The 13,843-nt window shown below is 67.4% G+C and carries 14 protein-coding genes and 1 pseudogene; 3 read left to right on the top strand and 12 right to left on the bottom strand.

Annotated elements, in window-relative coordinates; all coding sequences use genetic code 11:
• Positions 1-127 precede the first annotated feature (127 nt).
• The 6 genes from A5760_RS19165 to A5760_RS19140 are packed head-to-tail and all read right to left on the bottom strand — an operon-like array spanning position 128 to position 4,579.
• The gene (locus tag A5760_RS19165) at positions 128-520 is read right to left on the bottom strand and encodes a hypothetical protein (RefSeq protein WP_064883642.1); all 393 of its coding nucleotides are present in this window, start codon (positions 518-520) and stop codon (positions 128-130) included.
• Positions 517-1,446, bottom strand: a complete 930-nt coding sequence (locus tag A5760_RS19160) for a metallophosphoesterase family protein (protein ID WP_064883640.1) — start codon at positions 1,444-1,446, stop codon at positions 517-519. Before A5760_RS19160 ends, A5760_RS19165 begins: the two co-directional genes overlap by 4 nt.
• The gene (locus A5760_RS19155) at positions 1,443-1,829 is read right to left on the bottom strand and encodes a cupredoxin domain-containing protein (protein WP_419538260.1); all 387 of its coding nucleotides are present in this window, start codon (positions 1,827-1,829) and stop codon (positions 1,443-1,445) included. The genes A5760_RS19160 and A5760_RS19155 overlap by 4 nt, the downstream gene beginning before the upstream one ends.
• Positions 1,830-1,871: 42 nt before the next feature.
• A complete protein-coding gene (locus A5760_RS19150) occupies positions 1,872-2,579 on the bottom strand; it encodes a Rieske (2Fe-2S) protein (protein ID WP_064883636.1) in 708 nt (235 codons plus the stop codon).
• Positions 2,576-3,127 (bottom strand): RNA polymerase sigma factor, encoded by a 552-nt coding sequence (locus A5760_RS19145; protein WP_064883634.1) that lies wholly within the window; start codon positions 3,125-3,127, stop codon positions 2,576-2,578. The genes A5760_RS19150 and A5760_RS19145 overlap by 4 nt, the downstream gene beginning before the upstream one ends.
• A 33-nt stretch (positions 3,128-3,160) precedes the next feature.
• On the bottom strand, positions 3,161-4,579 hold the full coding sequence (locus tag A5760_RS19140) for an NAD(P)-binding protein (RefSeq protein WP_064883632.1): 1,419 nt from the start codon (positions 4,577-4,579) through the stop codon (positions 3,161-3,163).
• Between the two features lie 103 nt (positions 4,580-4,682).
• On the opposite strand from A5760_RS19140, the gene A5760_RS19135 reads away from it, so the two are divergent.
• Genes A5760_RS19135 through mmsB form a run of 3 tightly spaced genes read left to right on the top strand, consistent with a single transcriptional unit; the run spans position 4,683 to position 8,290 of the window.
• Complete coding sequence (locus A5760_RS19135; protein WP_064883630.1) at positions 4,683-6,203, top strand: CoA-acylating methylmalonate-semialdehyde dehydrogenase; 1,521 nt, start codon at positions 4,683-4,685, stop codon at positions 6,201-6,203.
• Positions 6,204-6,214: 11 nt separating this feature from the next.
• On the top strand, positions 6,215-7,381 hold the full coding sequence (locus A5760_RS19130) for an acyl-CoA dehydrogenase family protein (protein WP_064883628.1): 1,167 nt from the start codon (positions 6,215-6,217) through the stop codon (positions 7,379-7,381).
• A gap of 24 nt (positions 7,382-7,405) precedes the next feature.
• The gene (gene mmsB / locus A5760_RS19125; protein WP_064883626.1) at positions 7,406-8,290 is read left to right on the top strand and encodes a 3-hydroxyisobutyrate dehydrogenase; all 885 of its coding nucleotides are present in this window, start codon (positions 7,406-7,408) and stop codon (positions 8,288-8,290) included.
• A gap of 12 nt (positions 8,291-8,302) precedes the next feature.
• Here mmsB and A5760_RS19120 read toward each other — a convergent pair whose 3' ends face one another.
• From A5760_RS19120 to A5760_RS19095, 6 genes and pseudogenes are all read right to left on the bottom strand, one after another.
• A complete protein-coding gene (locus tag A5760_RS19120) occupies positions 8,303-9,391 on the bottom strand; it encodes a methyltransferase (RefSeq protein WP_064883623.1) in 1,089 nt (362 codons plus the stop codon).
• On the bottom strand, positions 9,388-10,614 hold the full coding sequence (locus A5760_RS19115) for an FAD-dependent oxidoreductase (protein ID WP_064883621.1): 1,227 nt from the start codon (positions 10,612-10,614) through the stop codon (positions 9,388-9,390). The genes A5760_RS19120 and A5760_RS19115 overlap by 4 nt, the downstream gene beginning before the upstream one ends.
• Before the next feature lie 221 nt (positions 10,615-10,835).
• Entirely contained in the window at positions 10,836-11,342 is a 507-nt protein-coding gene (locus A5760_RS19110; RefSeq protein WP_064883619.1) for a MarR family transcriptional regulator, read from the bottom strand.
• Positions 11,343-11,375: 33 nt separating this feature from the next.
• On the bottom strand, positions 11,376-12,419 hold the full coding sequence (locus A5760_RS19105; protein ID WP_064883794.1) for a pyridoxal phosphate-dependent aminotransferase: 1,044 nt from the start codon (positions 12,417-12,419) through the stop codon (positions 11,376-11,378).
• A complete protein-coding gene (locus A5760_RS19100) occupies positions 12,419-13,438 on the bottom strand; it encodes a 3-oxoacyl-ACP synthase III family protein (protein WP_064883791.1) in 1,020 nt (339 codons plus the stop codon). The genes A5760_RS19105 and A5760_RS19100 overlap by 1 nt, the downstream gene beginning before the upstream one ends.
• A gap of 8 nt (positions 13,439-13,446) precedes the next feature.
• Positions 13,447-13,788, bottom strand: a pseudogene (locus tag A5760_RS19095) (SRPBCC family protein); the annotation flags it as partial.
• Between the last annotated feature and the right edge of the window lie 55 nt (positions 13,789-13,843).

Below are 13,843 nucleotides of genomic sequence, written 5' to 3'. Positions count from 1 at the left end.
CACAGCATTTGGGGCATACCATTGGCGCAGGCCGATGGCTCTGGGGCAGGTATTCGATGCGCGAAATAACGCGCTGAATGTGTGGCGGGTGGTACTCGCCGCCGAGGTAATGCTGTGGCACGCCGGCTCAAACGACAGTGGTCTGGCGCCCTCGTAGCCGAAGGCGTCCACCAAGCCCCCACAGCACCACCGTGGCCACCTCGGCAGCCACGCTGACGGCCGCGTACGGTGCCGGCTCCCAGCCCCGTTCGGAGAAACCGGGCAGGCCGACGGTGCGTGACAAGACGAACGCGACCAGGGAGCCGGCCGCCACCGCGGCACCCGCCCAGCGCAGCCACGCGGGGCCGCCGAGCAGGATCAGCAGCGCGATCGCGAACGACAGGCTGGCCTGGGCCATGAATGCCGGACCGATATCCGGAATGTGTTGATATCCATGCACATAGAGGTAGGCGTGGCTGGCGGCGCTGATGATCAACGATGCGGCCAGGCCGAGCCGGACCAGGATACTCGTCAAAGTCATTGCAGTGCAGTCTCCTTCAAGGCCAGGGCGGCCTCTCCCCTGGTATAGCTCACCTCGCGGATGCCCAGCGCATCGCGCAGCTTGCCGGCCGGCAGCGTGACCGGCTTGGGCGCGGGCCCGTCACCCGGTCGCGGCAACGGGTACGCGGTGGTGGTGCCGCTGTAGAACGTGACATTGTCCTCCGTCTTGGAGAACAGTTGGTGGACATGGCCGTTGAGGCACGTGACCGAGGAGAACCGGCGCAGGTAGCTCAGCGCCCGGGTGGCATCGTCGGTGCCCCAGCCCCATTGCGGGTACATCGAGAACAGCGGGATATGGCTGAACACGATGATGGGGGTATCGCTGGAAAGACGCGCGACGTCGTTCTTGACGAACTCCAGCTGATCGGCACCCAGATGCCCGAGCTTGTGCAGATTCAACGTATTGACCAACGCGATCAGGTGCACCCCGGCAATGTCGAGGCTGTACCACCCGTCGCCAACGGAGCTGGCGCCGAACGTGTTTCGGTACTTCTGACCCGCATCATCGACCGAGTCGTGCTCCCCCGGGACGGTGAACACATGCGGCGTCTTGAGGCCGGTCATCATCTGCTTCACCTGGTCGAACTGCTCCGGGCTGGACAGGTGGGTGAGGTCCCCGGTGTGGATGACGAAATCCGGTGTGTATCCGAGGTTGTTGACCTGATCGATCGCGTGGCCGAACGTGCCGGCGACGTCCGGGTTGGGCGCCCCGGTGAAACCGATATGGCTGTCGCTGATCTGGGCGAAGCGCAGGGTGGGCCGGGCCCCCGCGTGCTGCGCCTTCGCCTGGCCCGCGACATGCGAGATGACCTCGCCGCCGGTCACCGCGAACCCGACCGCCGCTCCGAACCACGCCGTGTGCCGGATGAGCTGGCGGCGGGTCATGCCGTTCGCCTGGTCACTCATCCCGTCACCACCACGGTGCCGCGCATCATCGGGTGGATCGAGCAGACGTAGTCGAAAGTCCCTGCGGTGGAAAAGGTGTGGGCGAAGGTGGCTCCGGTTCCCATGCCGGGTGAGTGAAACGAACCGTCGCTGGCGGCCACCGTATGGGGTTCTTCGTCGCGGTTGGTCCACGTGACGGTGGTCCCGGCGGGCACCGTCAAGGTCACCGGCGCGAACGCGAAGCCGTCGATGGTGACCTGGTCACCACGCACCGGAGCTGCCGGCGCGGTGACCGACATTCCGGTAGTGGGCGCGGCGGTGGTCGCCACCGGCCGTGACTGGGAGCAACCGGCCAACACCAGCACACCCACGGCCGCCATGGCCGCCGAATGCCTTCGAAGCATGGGGATATCCATGCCAAGAGATAGGGCGGTGGGTTACACCGCTCAGGCGGGCCGCTCGGTGCGCGGCGGGGCGAATACCTCGATGACCCCGTTGACCTCGCGAACCATCAATGCGGGCAACGGCTTCGGCGCGATCGGCAGCTGGTGGGTGAGCACCTGCCCGCTGGGTGAGAACGACGTGGTGTGGCAGGGGCAGCGCAGCGTGTCGTCGGGTGCGTCGAACCACAGCTTGCAGCCCTGATGGGTACACACCCCGGAGATCGCCTGGATTTTGCCGTCGACGCGGCGCACGAATCCGGTCACCGAGCCGAGGTCGAAGGCGCGCGTCGCGCCGTCGGGCACATCCGATCCGGCCGCGACGCGCTGCCAGCTGCCCTCGTTGGGCGTGAGTTGTCCGGCGGCGACCTCGGGGGCCCGACCGTCGCCGGATTGCCCCGCGATCAACGTGCGATCGACGGACACCGCAGCGACCGCGGCGGTGGCGGCGGCCGACGTGCCGACGATGACCTGGCGGCGCGTGCTGCCGCGCACCTGCGGTGTTTCCGTTGGCGCGCCGGACATCTGCTCGGCGATACGCCGGTGCAGGTCGGTGACGAATTCCGGGCGCGGCGCGTCACCACCCTCGCGGGCGGCGCGCAGCTCGATGGCCGTGCGGAGCTGAGCCGCCTCGAAGTCGTCGGGCGCGAACGGCCTGGGCCGGCGCCCCCGCAACAGATCGTCGACGTAACGTCGCAGCCCTCGCGCATTCATGGCTGCCCCCCATCGTCGACCTGCGCCGCCAGCCGCAGGGCGCGGTGCTGGAGCACTTTGGCATTGGCCACACTGATCCCGAGTTCCGCGGCTGACTCCTTGATCGAATTGCCCCGCAGGAAGCGCGATTCCAGAATCTGGCGGTAGCGGTCCGGCAGGTTGTCCAGAACCCGGGCAACGCGTTGCGGCGCGGTGCTGATCGCGTCCTGGCTCTCGGCTGGTTGTTCGATGTCCTCGATCGAGGTTATCTCCCGGCCCAGCGTCTCGCGCCAGTGCGCGGCCAGCACCGTCCTGGCCGTCGCCCGCAGGTACGCGCGCACCTCGGCGACGCTCGCGGTCAGCCGCAGCGGCCGCAGCGCGGCGAGGAACACCTCGGCGGTGAGGTCTTCGGCGTCGGTTTGGTTGCCGACGCGCGCGAACAGCGTGCGGTACACCCAGGTCACGTTGTCGGAGTAGACGGCTTCCCAGTTCGGGTAGCCGGCATCATCGCCACTGTCGGGCACCGCGCGCAGGGGTCGCGGGCCGACGGGTTCGTTTCTTGCGGCCACATGCCTCCTTCACCCGATGAATACCGACTCGGGTTACACGGGCGCCGCGAGTGCGGCTTCGGCGGCCATCAGCCGGTCGAGCTTGGTGGCGGTGGCGGAGAAGACGGACCTGGCGATGCCCAGAATCCGGTCCCGCACCCGGGGCTTCGCCGAGGCCGACGGCAGCAGGTGGCCGATCAGATGGCCGAACAGGTCCAGGCGCGCCGCGGACAACCAGGTCATCAACTCCGGGTCATCGAACCAGCGCAGCTGGTTGCTGTAGTCGGCCAGCGCAACCCGCAACCAGTCGACGTCGGTGTCCGGATGCGGCAGGGGCACGCACAGGTCGTTTTTCACGGCGTCGTCACGGTAGGCGGCTTCGACGTGCGCGATCAGCGCGGAACTGAAGATCTGTTGGCAGCCGCGCACGCTCTGCAGGGTGATGCGGCCGGGATCGAAAATGGGTGTGGCGGGCCGCTTTTCGGCGCCGTCAGCGGTGCAATCGATGAACAGCTCGCCGCCGCCGAGCCCGACGGCACCGCCGTCCAGGACCATCCTGCCCGACTCGATGGCCAGCAGGTGGCCCATGCGCACCACGTCGGTGATGCGGCGCAACTGCTCGAGCTCGAGCCGGGTGACCGTCGCGCAGCGGTACATGGCGGGCCGGACCGCCGGATCGATCCGCAACAGCACGCCGGCTGCCTCGAGACGCGCGAACAGATCCTGCACCGACGCCGCGTCGTTGATCGCGCGCAGTTGTGCGGTGAAGCCGGCCTTGATCTTGTCGGCGAACAACGCGCCGGGCTGCATCATCTCGCGGTCCAGCAGCCAGGAGTCGCGGGGCATGATCCAGGTCAGCCGGTCCGGCCCGACACCGTGACTCAGCAGCCACAGGCACGTATCGATGCCGGTCTTGCCGGCCCCGACGACGACATAGCGCTCGCGCGCCGCGAGCCGGGGCAGGTGGTTGGGCGGCACGCATGCGACGCCGGCGGCGACCCGGTACGGCGCGCGGCGCATCGCCGGAACCGTGACCCGCATGTAGGTGGCGTCGACGACGCGGCGCGTCACGCGGACGGTGTGGTCGGCGCCGGCCAGCGTGCGAAACCGGCCGTCGCCGCGATATTCGCTCATCGGGAAGTAGCCGACCCGGCCGGTCGGCAACCACTCCCGGCGGATGATGCCGTCGTAGTACGCGCAGATTTCGCCGGCGGTCGCCAGTTCGTAAAGGCCGCGGTTCCAACCCACTTGGTCGATGGTGTCGCTGCCCAGCCGTGACGAGTTGACGCCGTAGAACGCCGAGGGCTGATGCAGCCGCACAAACGGGTAGGCCATGGTCCAGTGCCCACCGGGCGCGTGGTGGCGATCCACCACCACCACGCGGGCCTCCGTCTCGGCGACCAGCGTGTCGATGAACGCCATGCCCATGGCGCCCGCGCCGACTACCAGGTAGTCGGCCTCGGTGGTGTGCATACAGCTGTCAGGCTAGCCCGGCACCCACCTTGCCAAGGGCCGAACAGGGTTACTAGGATATGCAAGTATCCGCTTACGCCCGTCAACCACACTCGAGGGCCCCATGACCACACAGATTCCGCACTTCATCGATGGGCAGCGCACCGCCGGTCAGTCCGGCCGCAGCGCTGACGTCTTCGACCCCAGCACCGGGGGTGTGCAGGCGACGGTGCCTATGGCCGGCCAGGCCGACATCGATGCCGCGGTGGCATCGGCCGTCGAGGCCCAAAAGGGCTGGGCCGCAACCAATCCCCAGCGGCGCGCGCGGGTGATGATGCGCTTCATCGAGCTGGTGAACAAGCACAACGACGAGTTGGCCGAGCTGCTGTCCCGCGAGCACGGCAAGACAGTGGCCGACGCCAAGGGTGACATCCAGCGCGGCATCGAGGTCATCGAGTTCTGCGTCGGCATCCCCCACCTGCTCAAGGGTGAATACAGCGAGGGCGCCGGACCGGGCATCGACGTCTACTCGCTGCGCCAGCCACTGGGCGTCGTCGCGGGCATCACCCCGTTCAACTTCCCGGCGATGATCCCGCTGTGGAAAGCCGGCCCGGCGCTGGCCTGCGGCAACGCGTTCGTGCTCAAGCCCAGCGAGCGGGACCCGTCGGTGCCGGTCCGGCTGGCCGAGCTCTTCCTGGAGGCGGGCCTGCCGCCCGGCGTGTTCCAGGTCGTGCACGGCGACAAGGAGGCCGTCGACGCCATCCTGAACCACCCCGACATCCAGGCGGTCGGGTTCGTCGGCAGCTCCGACATCGCCCAGTACATCTACGCCGGGGCCGCGGCCACCGGCAAGCGCTCGCAGTGCTTCGGCGGCGCCAAGAACCACATGATCGTGATGCCCGACGCCGACCTGGACCAGGCCGTCGACGCCCTGATCGGCGCCGGGTACGGCAGCGCCGGCGAGCGCTGCATGGCGATCAGCGTGGCGGTCCCGGTCGGTGACCAGACCGCCGACCGGCTGCGCGCCCGACTCATCGAACGGATCAACAACCTGCGCGTGGGCCACAGCCTGGACCCCAAGGCCGACTACGGCCCGCTGGTGACCGAGGCCGCGGTGGCGCGGGTGCGCGACTACATCGCCCAGGGCGTGGACGCGGGTGCCGAGTTGGTCATCGACGGCCGCGAACGCGCCAGCGACGACCTGGCTTTCGGTGACGCCAACCTCGAAGGCGGCTTCTTCATCGGCCCCACCCTGTTCGACCACGTCACCCCGGACATGTCGATCTACACCGACGAGATCTTCGGGCCGGTGCTGTGCATCGTGCGCGCGCACGATTACGAGGAGGCGCTGCGGCTGCCGTCCGAGCACGAATACGGCAACGGCGTGGCGGTTTTCACCCGCGACGGCGACGCGGCCCGCGACTTCGTCTCCCGCGTGCAGGTCGGCATGGTCGGCGTCAACGTGCCGATCCCGGTGCCGGTGGCCTACCACACCTTCGGCGGCTGGAAGCGTTCCGGGTTCGGCGACCTCAACCAGCACGGTCCCTCGTCGATCATCTTCTACACGAAGACCAAGACCGTGACCCAGCGGTGGCCGTCCGGCATCAAAGAAGGTGCCGAATTCGTCATTCCCACAATGGATTAGGTCGCTGCTTCATGGCTTCATTTACCCTCAACGACGACGAACGGGTGATCACCGAGACGGCCGCCGCGTTCGCCGCCAAGCGCCTCGCCCCGTTCGCCCTGGAATGGGATGCGGCCAAACATTTCCCGGTCGACGTCCTACGCGAATCGGCCGAGCTCGGCATGGCGGCGATCTACTGCCGCGAGGACGTCGGCGGCAGCGGACTGCGCCGGCTCGACGGCGTCCGCATCTTCGAGCAGCTGGCCATCGCCGACCCCACCACCGCCGCGTTCCTGTCCATTCACAACATGTGCGCGTGGATGATCGACACCTTCGGCACCGCCGAGCAGCGCAAGGACTGGGTCCCGCGGCTGGCGTCGATGGACGTCATCGCCAGCTACTGCCTCACCGAGCCGGGCGCCGGGTCTGACGCCAGCGCGCTGAGCACCCGCGCCGTCAAGCAGGGCGGAGACTACGTGCTGGACGGCGTCAAGCAGTTCATCTCCGGCGCGGGCGCCTCGGACGTGTACGTGGTGATGGCCAGGACCGGTAACGAGGGGCCGCGCGGGATCTCGGCCTTCGTCGTCGAAAAGGGCACCGCGGGGCTGAGTTTCGGCTCGCTCGAGGAGAAGATGGGCTGGCACGCCCAGCCCACCGCGCAGGTGATCATGGAAGGCGTCCGGGTGCCGGCCGACGCGATGCTGGGCGGCACCGACGGCGAGGGCGCCGGATTCGGCATCGCGATGAAAGGCCTCAACGGCGGACGGCTCAATATCGCCGCGTGCTCGCTCGGCGGCGCCCAGGCCGCCGCGGACAAGGCTGGTGCCTATGTTCGCGATCGGCAGGCGTTCGGGTCGTCCCTGCTCGACGAGCCGACCATCCGCTTCACCCTGGCCGACATGGCCACCGGCCTCGAAACCTCGCGAATGATGTTGTGGCGGGCGGCCAATGCGCTGGACGCGGACGATCCCGACAAGGTCGAGTTGTGTGCGATGGCCAAGCGCTACGTCACCGATACCTGCTTCGAGGTCGCCGACAAAGCCCTGCAGCTGCACGGTGGCTACGGCTATCTGCGCGAGTATGGTCTGGAAAAGATCGTCCGCGACCTGCGGGTGCACCGAATCCTGGAAGGCACCAACGAAATCATGCGGGTGGTCATCGGCCGGGCCGAAGCCGCACGGGTCCGCGCAACCGCATAGACAACCGCATAGAAAGGTCCCCAGATGACCGAGCACCTGACGGTGGCCTTCCTGGGCCTGGGCCACATGGGCGGTCCCATGGCGACCAATCTTGTTGCGGCCAAACATGCGGTGCGCGGATTCGATCCCGTGCCCGCGGCGCTGTCCGCGGCGGCCGAAGCCGGCGTCACCGGATTCGACAGCGCCACCGACGCGGTGGCCGGATCGGACGTGGTGATCACCATGCTGCCCAACGGCAAGCTGGTCAAGCGCTGCTACGCGGAGATCCTTCCCGCCGCGCGGCCCGGGGCGCTGTTCATCGACAGCTCAACGATCTCGGTCAACGACGCCCGCGAGGTGCACGCGCTGGCCGAATCGAGCGGCGTCGCACAGCTGGACGCCCCCGTCTCAGGCGGGGTGAAGGGCGCCGTCGCCGGGACACTGGCCTTCATGGTGGGCGGGGACGAGGACGCCCTGCAACGGGCGCGGCCGGTGCTGGAACCCATGGCGGCCAAGGTCATTCACTGCGGCGCTGCCGGAGCCGGACAGGCCGCCAAGGTGTGCAACAACATGGTGCTGGCGGTGCAGCAGATCGCGATCGGCGAGGCCTTCATCCTGGCCGAGAAGCTCGGGTTGTCCGCCCAGTCCCTGTTCGATGTCATCACCGGGGCGACCGGCAACTGCTGGGCGGTGCACACCAACTGCCCTGTGCCGGGCCCGGTCCCGACCTCCCCGGCCAACAACGGCTTCAAGCCCGGCTTTGCCACCGCGCTGATGAACAAGGACCTCGGCCTGGCGATGGATGCGGTGTCCTCCAGTGGCGCTGCGGCGCCGCTGGGCACTCACGCCGCCAAGATCTACGCGGAATTCGCCGCCGAGCACGGCGCCTTGGACTTCAGCGCCGTCATCGAGATGCTGCGCGGCAGCTGAACAACTCCGCAGTCAAGCAGCTCTGGCCTCCACCACGCTGAGCGGCGAAGCGGTTCGCACCACCCTCGTCATCCGAAATCCCGCTTGGCTGAGCAGTTCTCGATACTCACCCGCGGTACGTTCGCGGGCTCCCAGATTCAGCAGCATCTCCAGGTCCGCCCATTTCCCGGGGAAGTCACGGTCGTGCTCGGGGATGACCAATTCGACCAGTAGCACCGTTGCCCGGGGCCCCGCGGCCGCGCGAACATTACGCAGGATCTGCACCGCCATGTCGTCGGGCCAGTCGTGCATGATGTTCTTGAGGACGTAGGCGTCACCTCCGCAGGGAACGCGATCCAGAAACGACCCCTCCTTGATAAGCACCCGGTTGGTGACGATGTGTTCGTGCAACAGTTTTCGGGCGCTCGCGACGACCCGCGGCAGGTCGTACAGGACGCCGCGAGAAGCCGGTGCCGACACCAGGATGGCGGCCAGCAGGTCACCCTGTCCGCCGCCGACGTCGACGACACTGGCGTACCGACGGAAGTCGTAGGCGGCCACCACGGACGCCGTCGTCAGCTCCGAAATACTCGTCATTGTCTGGTTGAAGAGTTCGGCAAGCTCGGGTTCGTCGGCGAAATAGTCGAAGCTCGCCTTCCCGCGCAATGCGGGAACGACCGTAGTCCCGGTTCGGACCGCATCCACGAACAAGGTCCAGCGTTCGCGCTGCTCGCGTGACCCGTAGAAACGTGCCGCGCTGGCCATCGACGCCGGCGCGTTCGAACGCAGGGTGTCGGCAAGGGAATTCAGCTCGAAGCGGCCGTCGTGGCGGTGGCGAAATATGCCCCGGCTGATCAACGCCCGCAGCAGCCGACGCAGTGCGTCCTCGTCCGCGCCCACCCGGGTGGCCAGCTCGTCGATCGCGAGGGGACCGTCGGCGAGGGCGTCGGCGACACCGAGTTGGGCCGCCACGGTGATCGCCTGCGACGTCCAGGCGGCGATGATCATCTCCAGCACCGCTGCGGGCGCGGGTACCAGCCGCTGATTGAGCCGATACAAGTGGTGGCGAATCCACTCGACGACCCGGGCCAGCTTGGCCGGCGGCACCTTGGCGCTCGTCACCTGTTCGCCGCCCTCGATAAGGCGGGCACAGTGGCGTTATCGTCGCGGCCCGCGAGTTCGCGGCTTATTTCCACGGACATCGCGCAGTGACTGATCGAACGGAGAAACATCGTCAGCGCCCGGGTCATGAACCGGTCCGAGATCATTGCCGCCGGTCGCAGTGCGCCCTCACTGCGAGATACCTGCTGCGTGGTCACCCAGGACACGACCTTGACCTTGCGACGCCTGGTGCTCTCGTACCAGCGCAATGCGCGCGAGAGATCGTTGCCTCGCCGGCGCACCGAAAGGGCCCTGCACAACACCATCGTGTCGAGCAGGGCCTGGTTGGTCCCCTGCGCAAGGGTGGGCGGCATCGTGTGCGCGGCATCGCCGAGCAACGTCACCGCGCCTTGCCCCGCACCGGGAATCGGATGCCGGAAGTGGGGAAACGGCGAACGGGCCAGATCCTCGTCGGTCAATGTTGCGAGCACTCGATCGACCGAGTCGGACCACCCCGTGAAATTGGCGCGGATCAACTCGATTGGACATCCCGGTCGCACGAAATCGGGCGACCATGGCAAGTCGAACCACCACTGAACATCGGATCCCCCGGCAGGCCACAGGCCAAGGTTCGCGTGCTCACCGATGATCATCTGCGCGACGTTTTTGTCGCCGATGCCCGCCACCGTGGCCAGTCCCTGCCAGCTGCACCAGCCGGTTGGCTTCGCGGGTGGCGCGCCGACGAAGTCTCGAACCATCGAGTGCAGCCCGTCCGCGCCAATCAAGAGATCCCCCTCGGCGAAGCTGCCGTCGTCGAAATCGACCCGAACCCCGTCGCGGGTATGGACGCAGCGGACGGCGCGGGAGCTGCACCGGATGCGATGGGACGGAAAGCCTTCGAGCAGCCGTTCGAGCAGGACTCGACGCGGGACCATCCGTACCGGTGCGCCCAGCCGGTCCACAATCGTGGTCAGGTCCAAGGTGGCCACCGGGCGACCCGTGGGCGTCACCACTCGCACCGTGCTCAGCGCCTGACCGGCCCCCTCCATGTCGACCCCCAGCTGCCCCAGAACCGTTGCGCCGTTGGACCAAATCGTGACGGCGCCGCCACCCGCCGTGACATCCGGCCGCCGTTCGAACACGGTGACGTCATGCCCGTCGCGCAACAATCCCCGAGCAATGGAAATGCCGCCTACACCGGCGCCGACAACCAGGACCCGAAGCCCCGACGACGCAGTCGTCATCCGGTTGGCTGAACGCCTGTGGGCATACCTCGGTCGACGCCTCACTTCAGTCCTCGGCGTGCCGTTCGTAGGCCAATCGCTCGAGTCGTGCTTGCAGCTTCACCAGGCAGAGTCCGGCGAACGGCGCACCCGCCGAAAAGTAGACCAGCAGCAACGGATTCATCTCGAACCTCCCACTGCTTACACGCAGGAGGTGGACGAGAAGTTCACCTGGGGAATAGTCAGAAGTCCCCCGCGCCACGGCGCAGCGTCTCGATTGACGACACCAGCGCCTCCGACTCACCCCCGGACATCCCGATGTCGGCGAATACCTGCTCGTTGAGCGTGACGGTGGCGTCCTCGACCGTCGAGCGGCCGAGGTCGGTGATCTGCACCAGTGTGGTGCGCCCGTCCGTGGGGTGGGGGATCCGGCGCACCAGCCCGTCGGCTTCCAGCCGGCGGATCGCGTGGGTCACGCTGGTGACGTGGACCTGCAGGCGGTCGGACGCCTTGGTGATCGGCAGCTCTCCGGTGCGGCTGAACGCCAGCAACCGCAGCAATTCGAAGCGGGAAAAGCTCAGGTCGTACGGGCGCAGCGCGTTCTCGACGCGGGCAAGCAGAATCTGGTGGGCCCGCATCACCGACGTCACGGCAACCATGCCTGGTGCGACGTCACCCCACCCCGCACGGTCCCAGTTGGCCCTCGCCAGGGCGATCGGGTCAGGTTTGTCGGATCGTGAAGCGGCCACGCCCTTTTCTTACCGCACTTTGGCGTGATTTCGTCAGTCCACGGACTTTGCGGCCGCGGCCAGCACCGCCCTCGTGGATGCGCGGCTTCCTACGGTGATCCGGGCAGCGCCGTCGGCGTAGTAGCGGGCCCTGAGCCTGGCGTGGCCGAACACGTCCTGCCATGGCCGCTCGACGGCCGGCAGGTAAACGAAGTTGGCGTGCCCATCGGTGGGGCATATGCGCATTGCGCGAAGGCGCCGGCACAGGTAATCCCGCTCGCCTGTGATCCGCAGAATACGTTGCCGCAGCTGATTTTCAGCATCGTAGGACACCGCCACCGCAACCAAGCTGGTGATGCCTATACCGAAGGGCAATTGCATCTTCCACAGGATCGCGGCCAATTCCGGTGAGGCGAACCCGTAGCCGATGCGAAGCCCTGCCAGCCCGTAGGCCTTGGAAAACGTCCGCAGCACCACGAGATTCGGGAAGCGCCGGACGAGGTCAGGTCCGTTGACGCGGTGCTGGGGGGCCACAAATTCGATGTAGGCCTCGTCGAGCAGCACGACCGTGTCCTGCGGCACCCGGCGCAGGAATCGCTGCACGTCCGCGACGGCTTCCAGCGTGCCGGTCGGATTGTGCGGCCGGCACAGGACGACGACCCTGGCACCGACCGCCGCGTCGGCCATTGCGTCCAGGTCGTGGTGGCCACGCTCGTCGAGCGGAACGGTGACCGATGTCAGGCGGGCCATCTGTGCGAAGATCGGGTAGCCGTCGAACGTGGGAGAGCTCAACACAATCCGATCACCCGGCCGCGTCACCGCGTGCAGGACCTGCATCGCCACCCCGCTCGCCCCCGCTCCCAGCACGACCTGCTTCTCGCTGACCCCGACGTGCCCGGCCACGAGTGTCCGCATCCGCTCGGGCAGGAATTCGGGGTATCGGTTGGCGGCATCGATCGAGCGGATCAACGCAGATCGCACCGCCGGCAGGGGCGGGAACGGGTTTTCATTGAGCGAGAGCGCGAGCGGATCGATCGCATCCGGCAGCGCGCAGAGTATCTCGGTGGTGGCCGAACTCGCCTCCAACAGGGCTAGCATCAGCCTCGTCCGCCCCATCGGAGCGCTGCCGCGCCGGCGAAGTCGCCGGCGTGCGCGAAGGCCGCCATCATCACGACGTCGCCGGTCTTGACCTGACCGTCGGATATCGCGCGATCAAGGTTGACCGGGATGCCGGCACCGAACAGGTTGCCGCACTCGTCGAAGGTATCGAGGTGTCTCGATTCGGGCACCTCGAGCGCCTCGCGCCAATTGCGCAGGAACACGCGGTTGGGCTGGTTTGTCACGAGCAGCCCGATGTCCTTGGGCGACAGGCCGACTCGATCACACACTGCGAGCGCGACTTCGGGAACCTGCCGATTGCCGCGGGCCAACACCTTGGTGATCTTGGTCTCGGTGAAACCGATGCAGCCCTCCCCCGGGCCGGGCTGCCACCACTTGCGGGGCGGGTCGATGGAAAGCGTCATGTCACCCGCATATTCGCCGTAGGTGCGGCACTCGATATCGAGGATCGGTGATTTGTCGGACAAGGTCACCAATGCCACCGCGGCGCCGTCTCCGGGAACCGAGGACTGGGCCTTGGCCCGCACCCCAGGCTGGTCGAAGATCTGACCCGCGGCGTTCTGGGCGATGGCGATCAGCGCGGTGCGTCCCTCTCCCGACGTCAGCAGCTGACGGGCCACTTTCAGGGCCAACACGAACGCCGCGCAACCGCCGTTGTGCAGATCGAGCACCCAGGACGGGCGCATGCCCAAGCGGTGCGCGACGGCGCCGCCCCCGCCGTAGAACGGCATGTCGGGGATTTGGGTGTGGGTGATCAGCACGTCCACGTCGGCGATGACGTCGTGGCCGTGCCGCTCGATGAGGCCCTGTGCGGCTCGCTCCACCATGTCGGTCGCCGTTTCGTCCGGCCCGACGTGATGGCGGAACTTGGGCGCGCGAAACATCAGGTTGGCGGCCAGGTCGTCGGATCCGGCGAACTGCGCGTAGTAGTCCGCGCCAATGGGTTCTCCGGGCAGGTAGGTGGAGAGGTCGGTCAGGCTGACGGTGGGCTGATTCACGGCAGTGCTCATCTCATCCACGCCGGCGTGATCGGCAGGCCGTTACGGTGACGGTACTCGGCGATCGTCTTGAGGTTGTTCAGCTCTAGCCCATGACCGGCGCCGAAGATATCCCAGAAGTCGCCCACCCAGCCCGTGCGCTCCGGCGGAGCCGCCTCGGCGTACGGATTGTGGTCGTAGAACGGGTGGTGGCAATTGGTCCACAGCACAACGGATCCGGGCTTGTTGAGTACCACCTGCGCGTCGAGGATGCGCATCAGGTAGATCATCCACAGGTGCTCGCCCTGGTCCCAGGCGCAGTGGTAGTCGACAGTGCGCGCCCCGGCGTTGGCCACTGTCCGCGTGTAGATCATGCCTGTCTCTTATACACATCTCCGAGCCCACGAGACTGCAGCTAATGTCGTT

It is taken from the genome of Mycobacterium colombiense (assembly GCF_001665835.1).
Lineage (GTDB): Bacteria > Actinomycetota > Actinomycetes > Mycobacteriales > Mycobacteriaceae > Mycobacterium > Mycobacterium colombiense_A.
The sequence above is the reverse complement of the archived record's forward strand: the minus strand, read 5'-3'. Positions and strand labels throughout refer to the sequence as shown.

Coding starts and splice junctions, on each gene's coding strand:
- A5760_RS19165 (WP_064883642.1), bottom strand. CDS start 520: ATGACTTTGACGAGTATCCTGGTCCGGCTCGGCCTGGCCGCATCGTTG.
- A5760_RS19160 (WP_064883640.1), bottom strand. CDS start 1,446: ATGAGTGACCAGGCGAACGGCATGACCCGCCGCCAGCTCATCCGGCAC.
- A5760_RS19155 (WP_419538260.1), bottom strand. CDS start 1,829: ATGCTTCGAAGGCATTCGGCGGCCATGGCGGCCGTGGGTGTGCTGGTG.
- A5760_RS19150 (WP_064883636.1), bottom strand. CDS start 2,579: ATGAATGCGCGAGGGCTGCGACGTTACGTCGACGATCTGTTGCGGGGG.
- A5760_RS19140 (WP_064883632.1), bottom strand. CDS start 4,579: ATGCACACCACCGAGGCCGACTACCTGGTAGTCGGCGCGGGCGCCATG.
- A5760_RS19135 (WP_064883630.1), top strand. CDS start 4,683: ATGACCACACAGATTCCGCACTTCATCGATGGGCAGCGCACCGCCGGT.
- A5760_RS19130 (WP_064883628.1), top strand. CDS start 6,215: ATGGCTTCATTTACCCTCAACGACGACGAACGGGTGATCACCGAGACG.
- mmsB (WP_064883626.1), top strand. CDS start 7,406: ATGACCGAGCACCTGACGGTGGCCTTCCTGGGCCTGGGCCACATGGGC.
- A5760_RS19115 (WP_064883621.1), bottom strand. CDS start 10,614: ATGACGACTGCGTCGTCGGGGCTTCGGGTCCTGGTTGTCGGCGCCGGT.
- A5760_RS19105 (WP_064883794.1), bottom strand. CDS start 12,419: ATGCTAGCCCTGTTGGAGGCGAGTTCGGCCACCACCGAGATACTCTGC.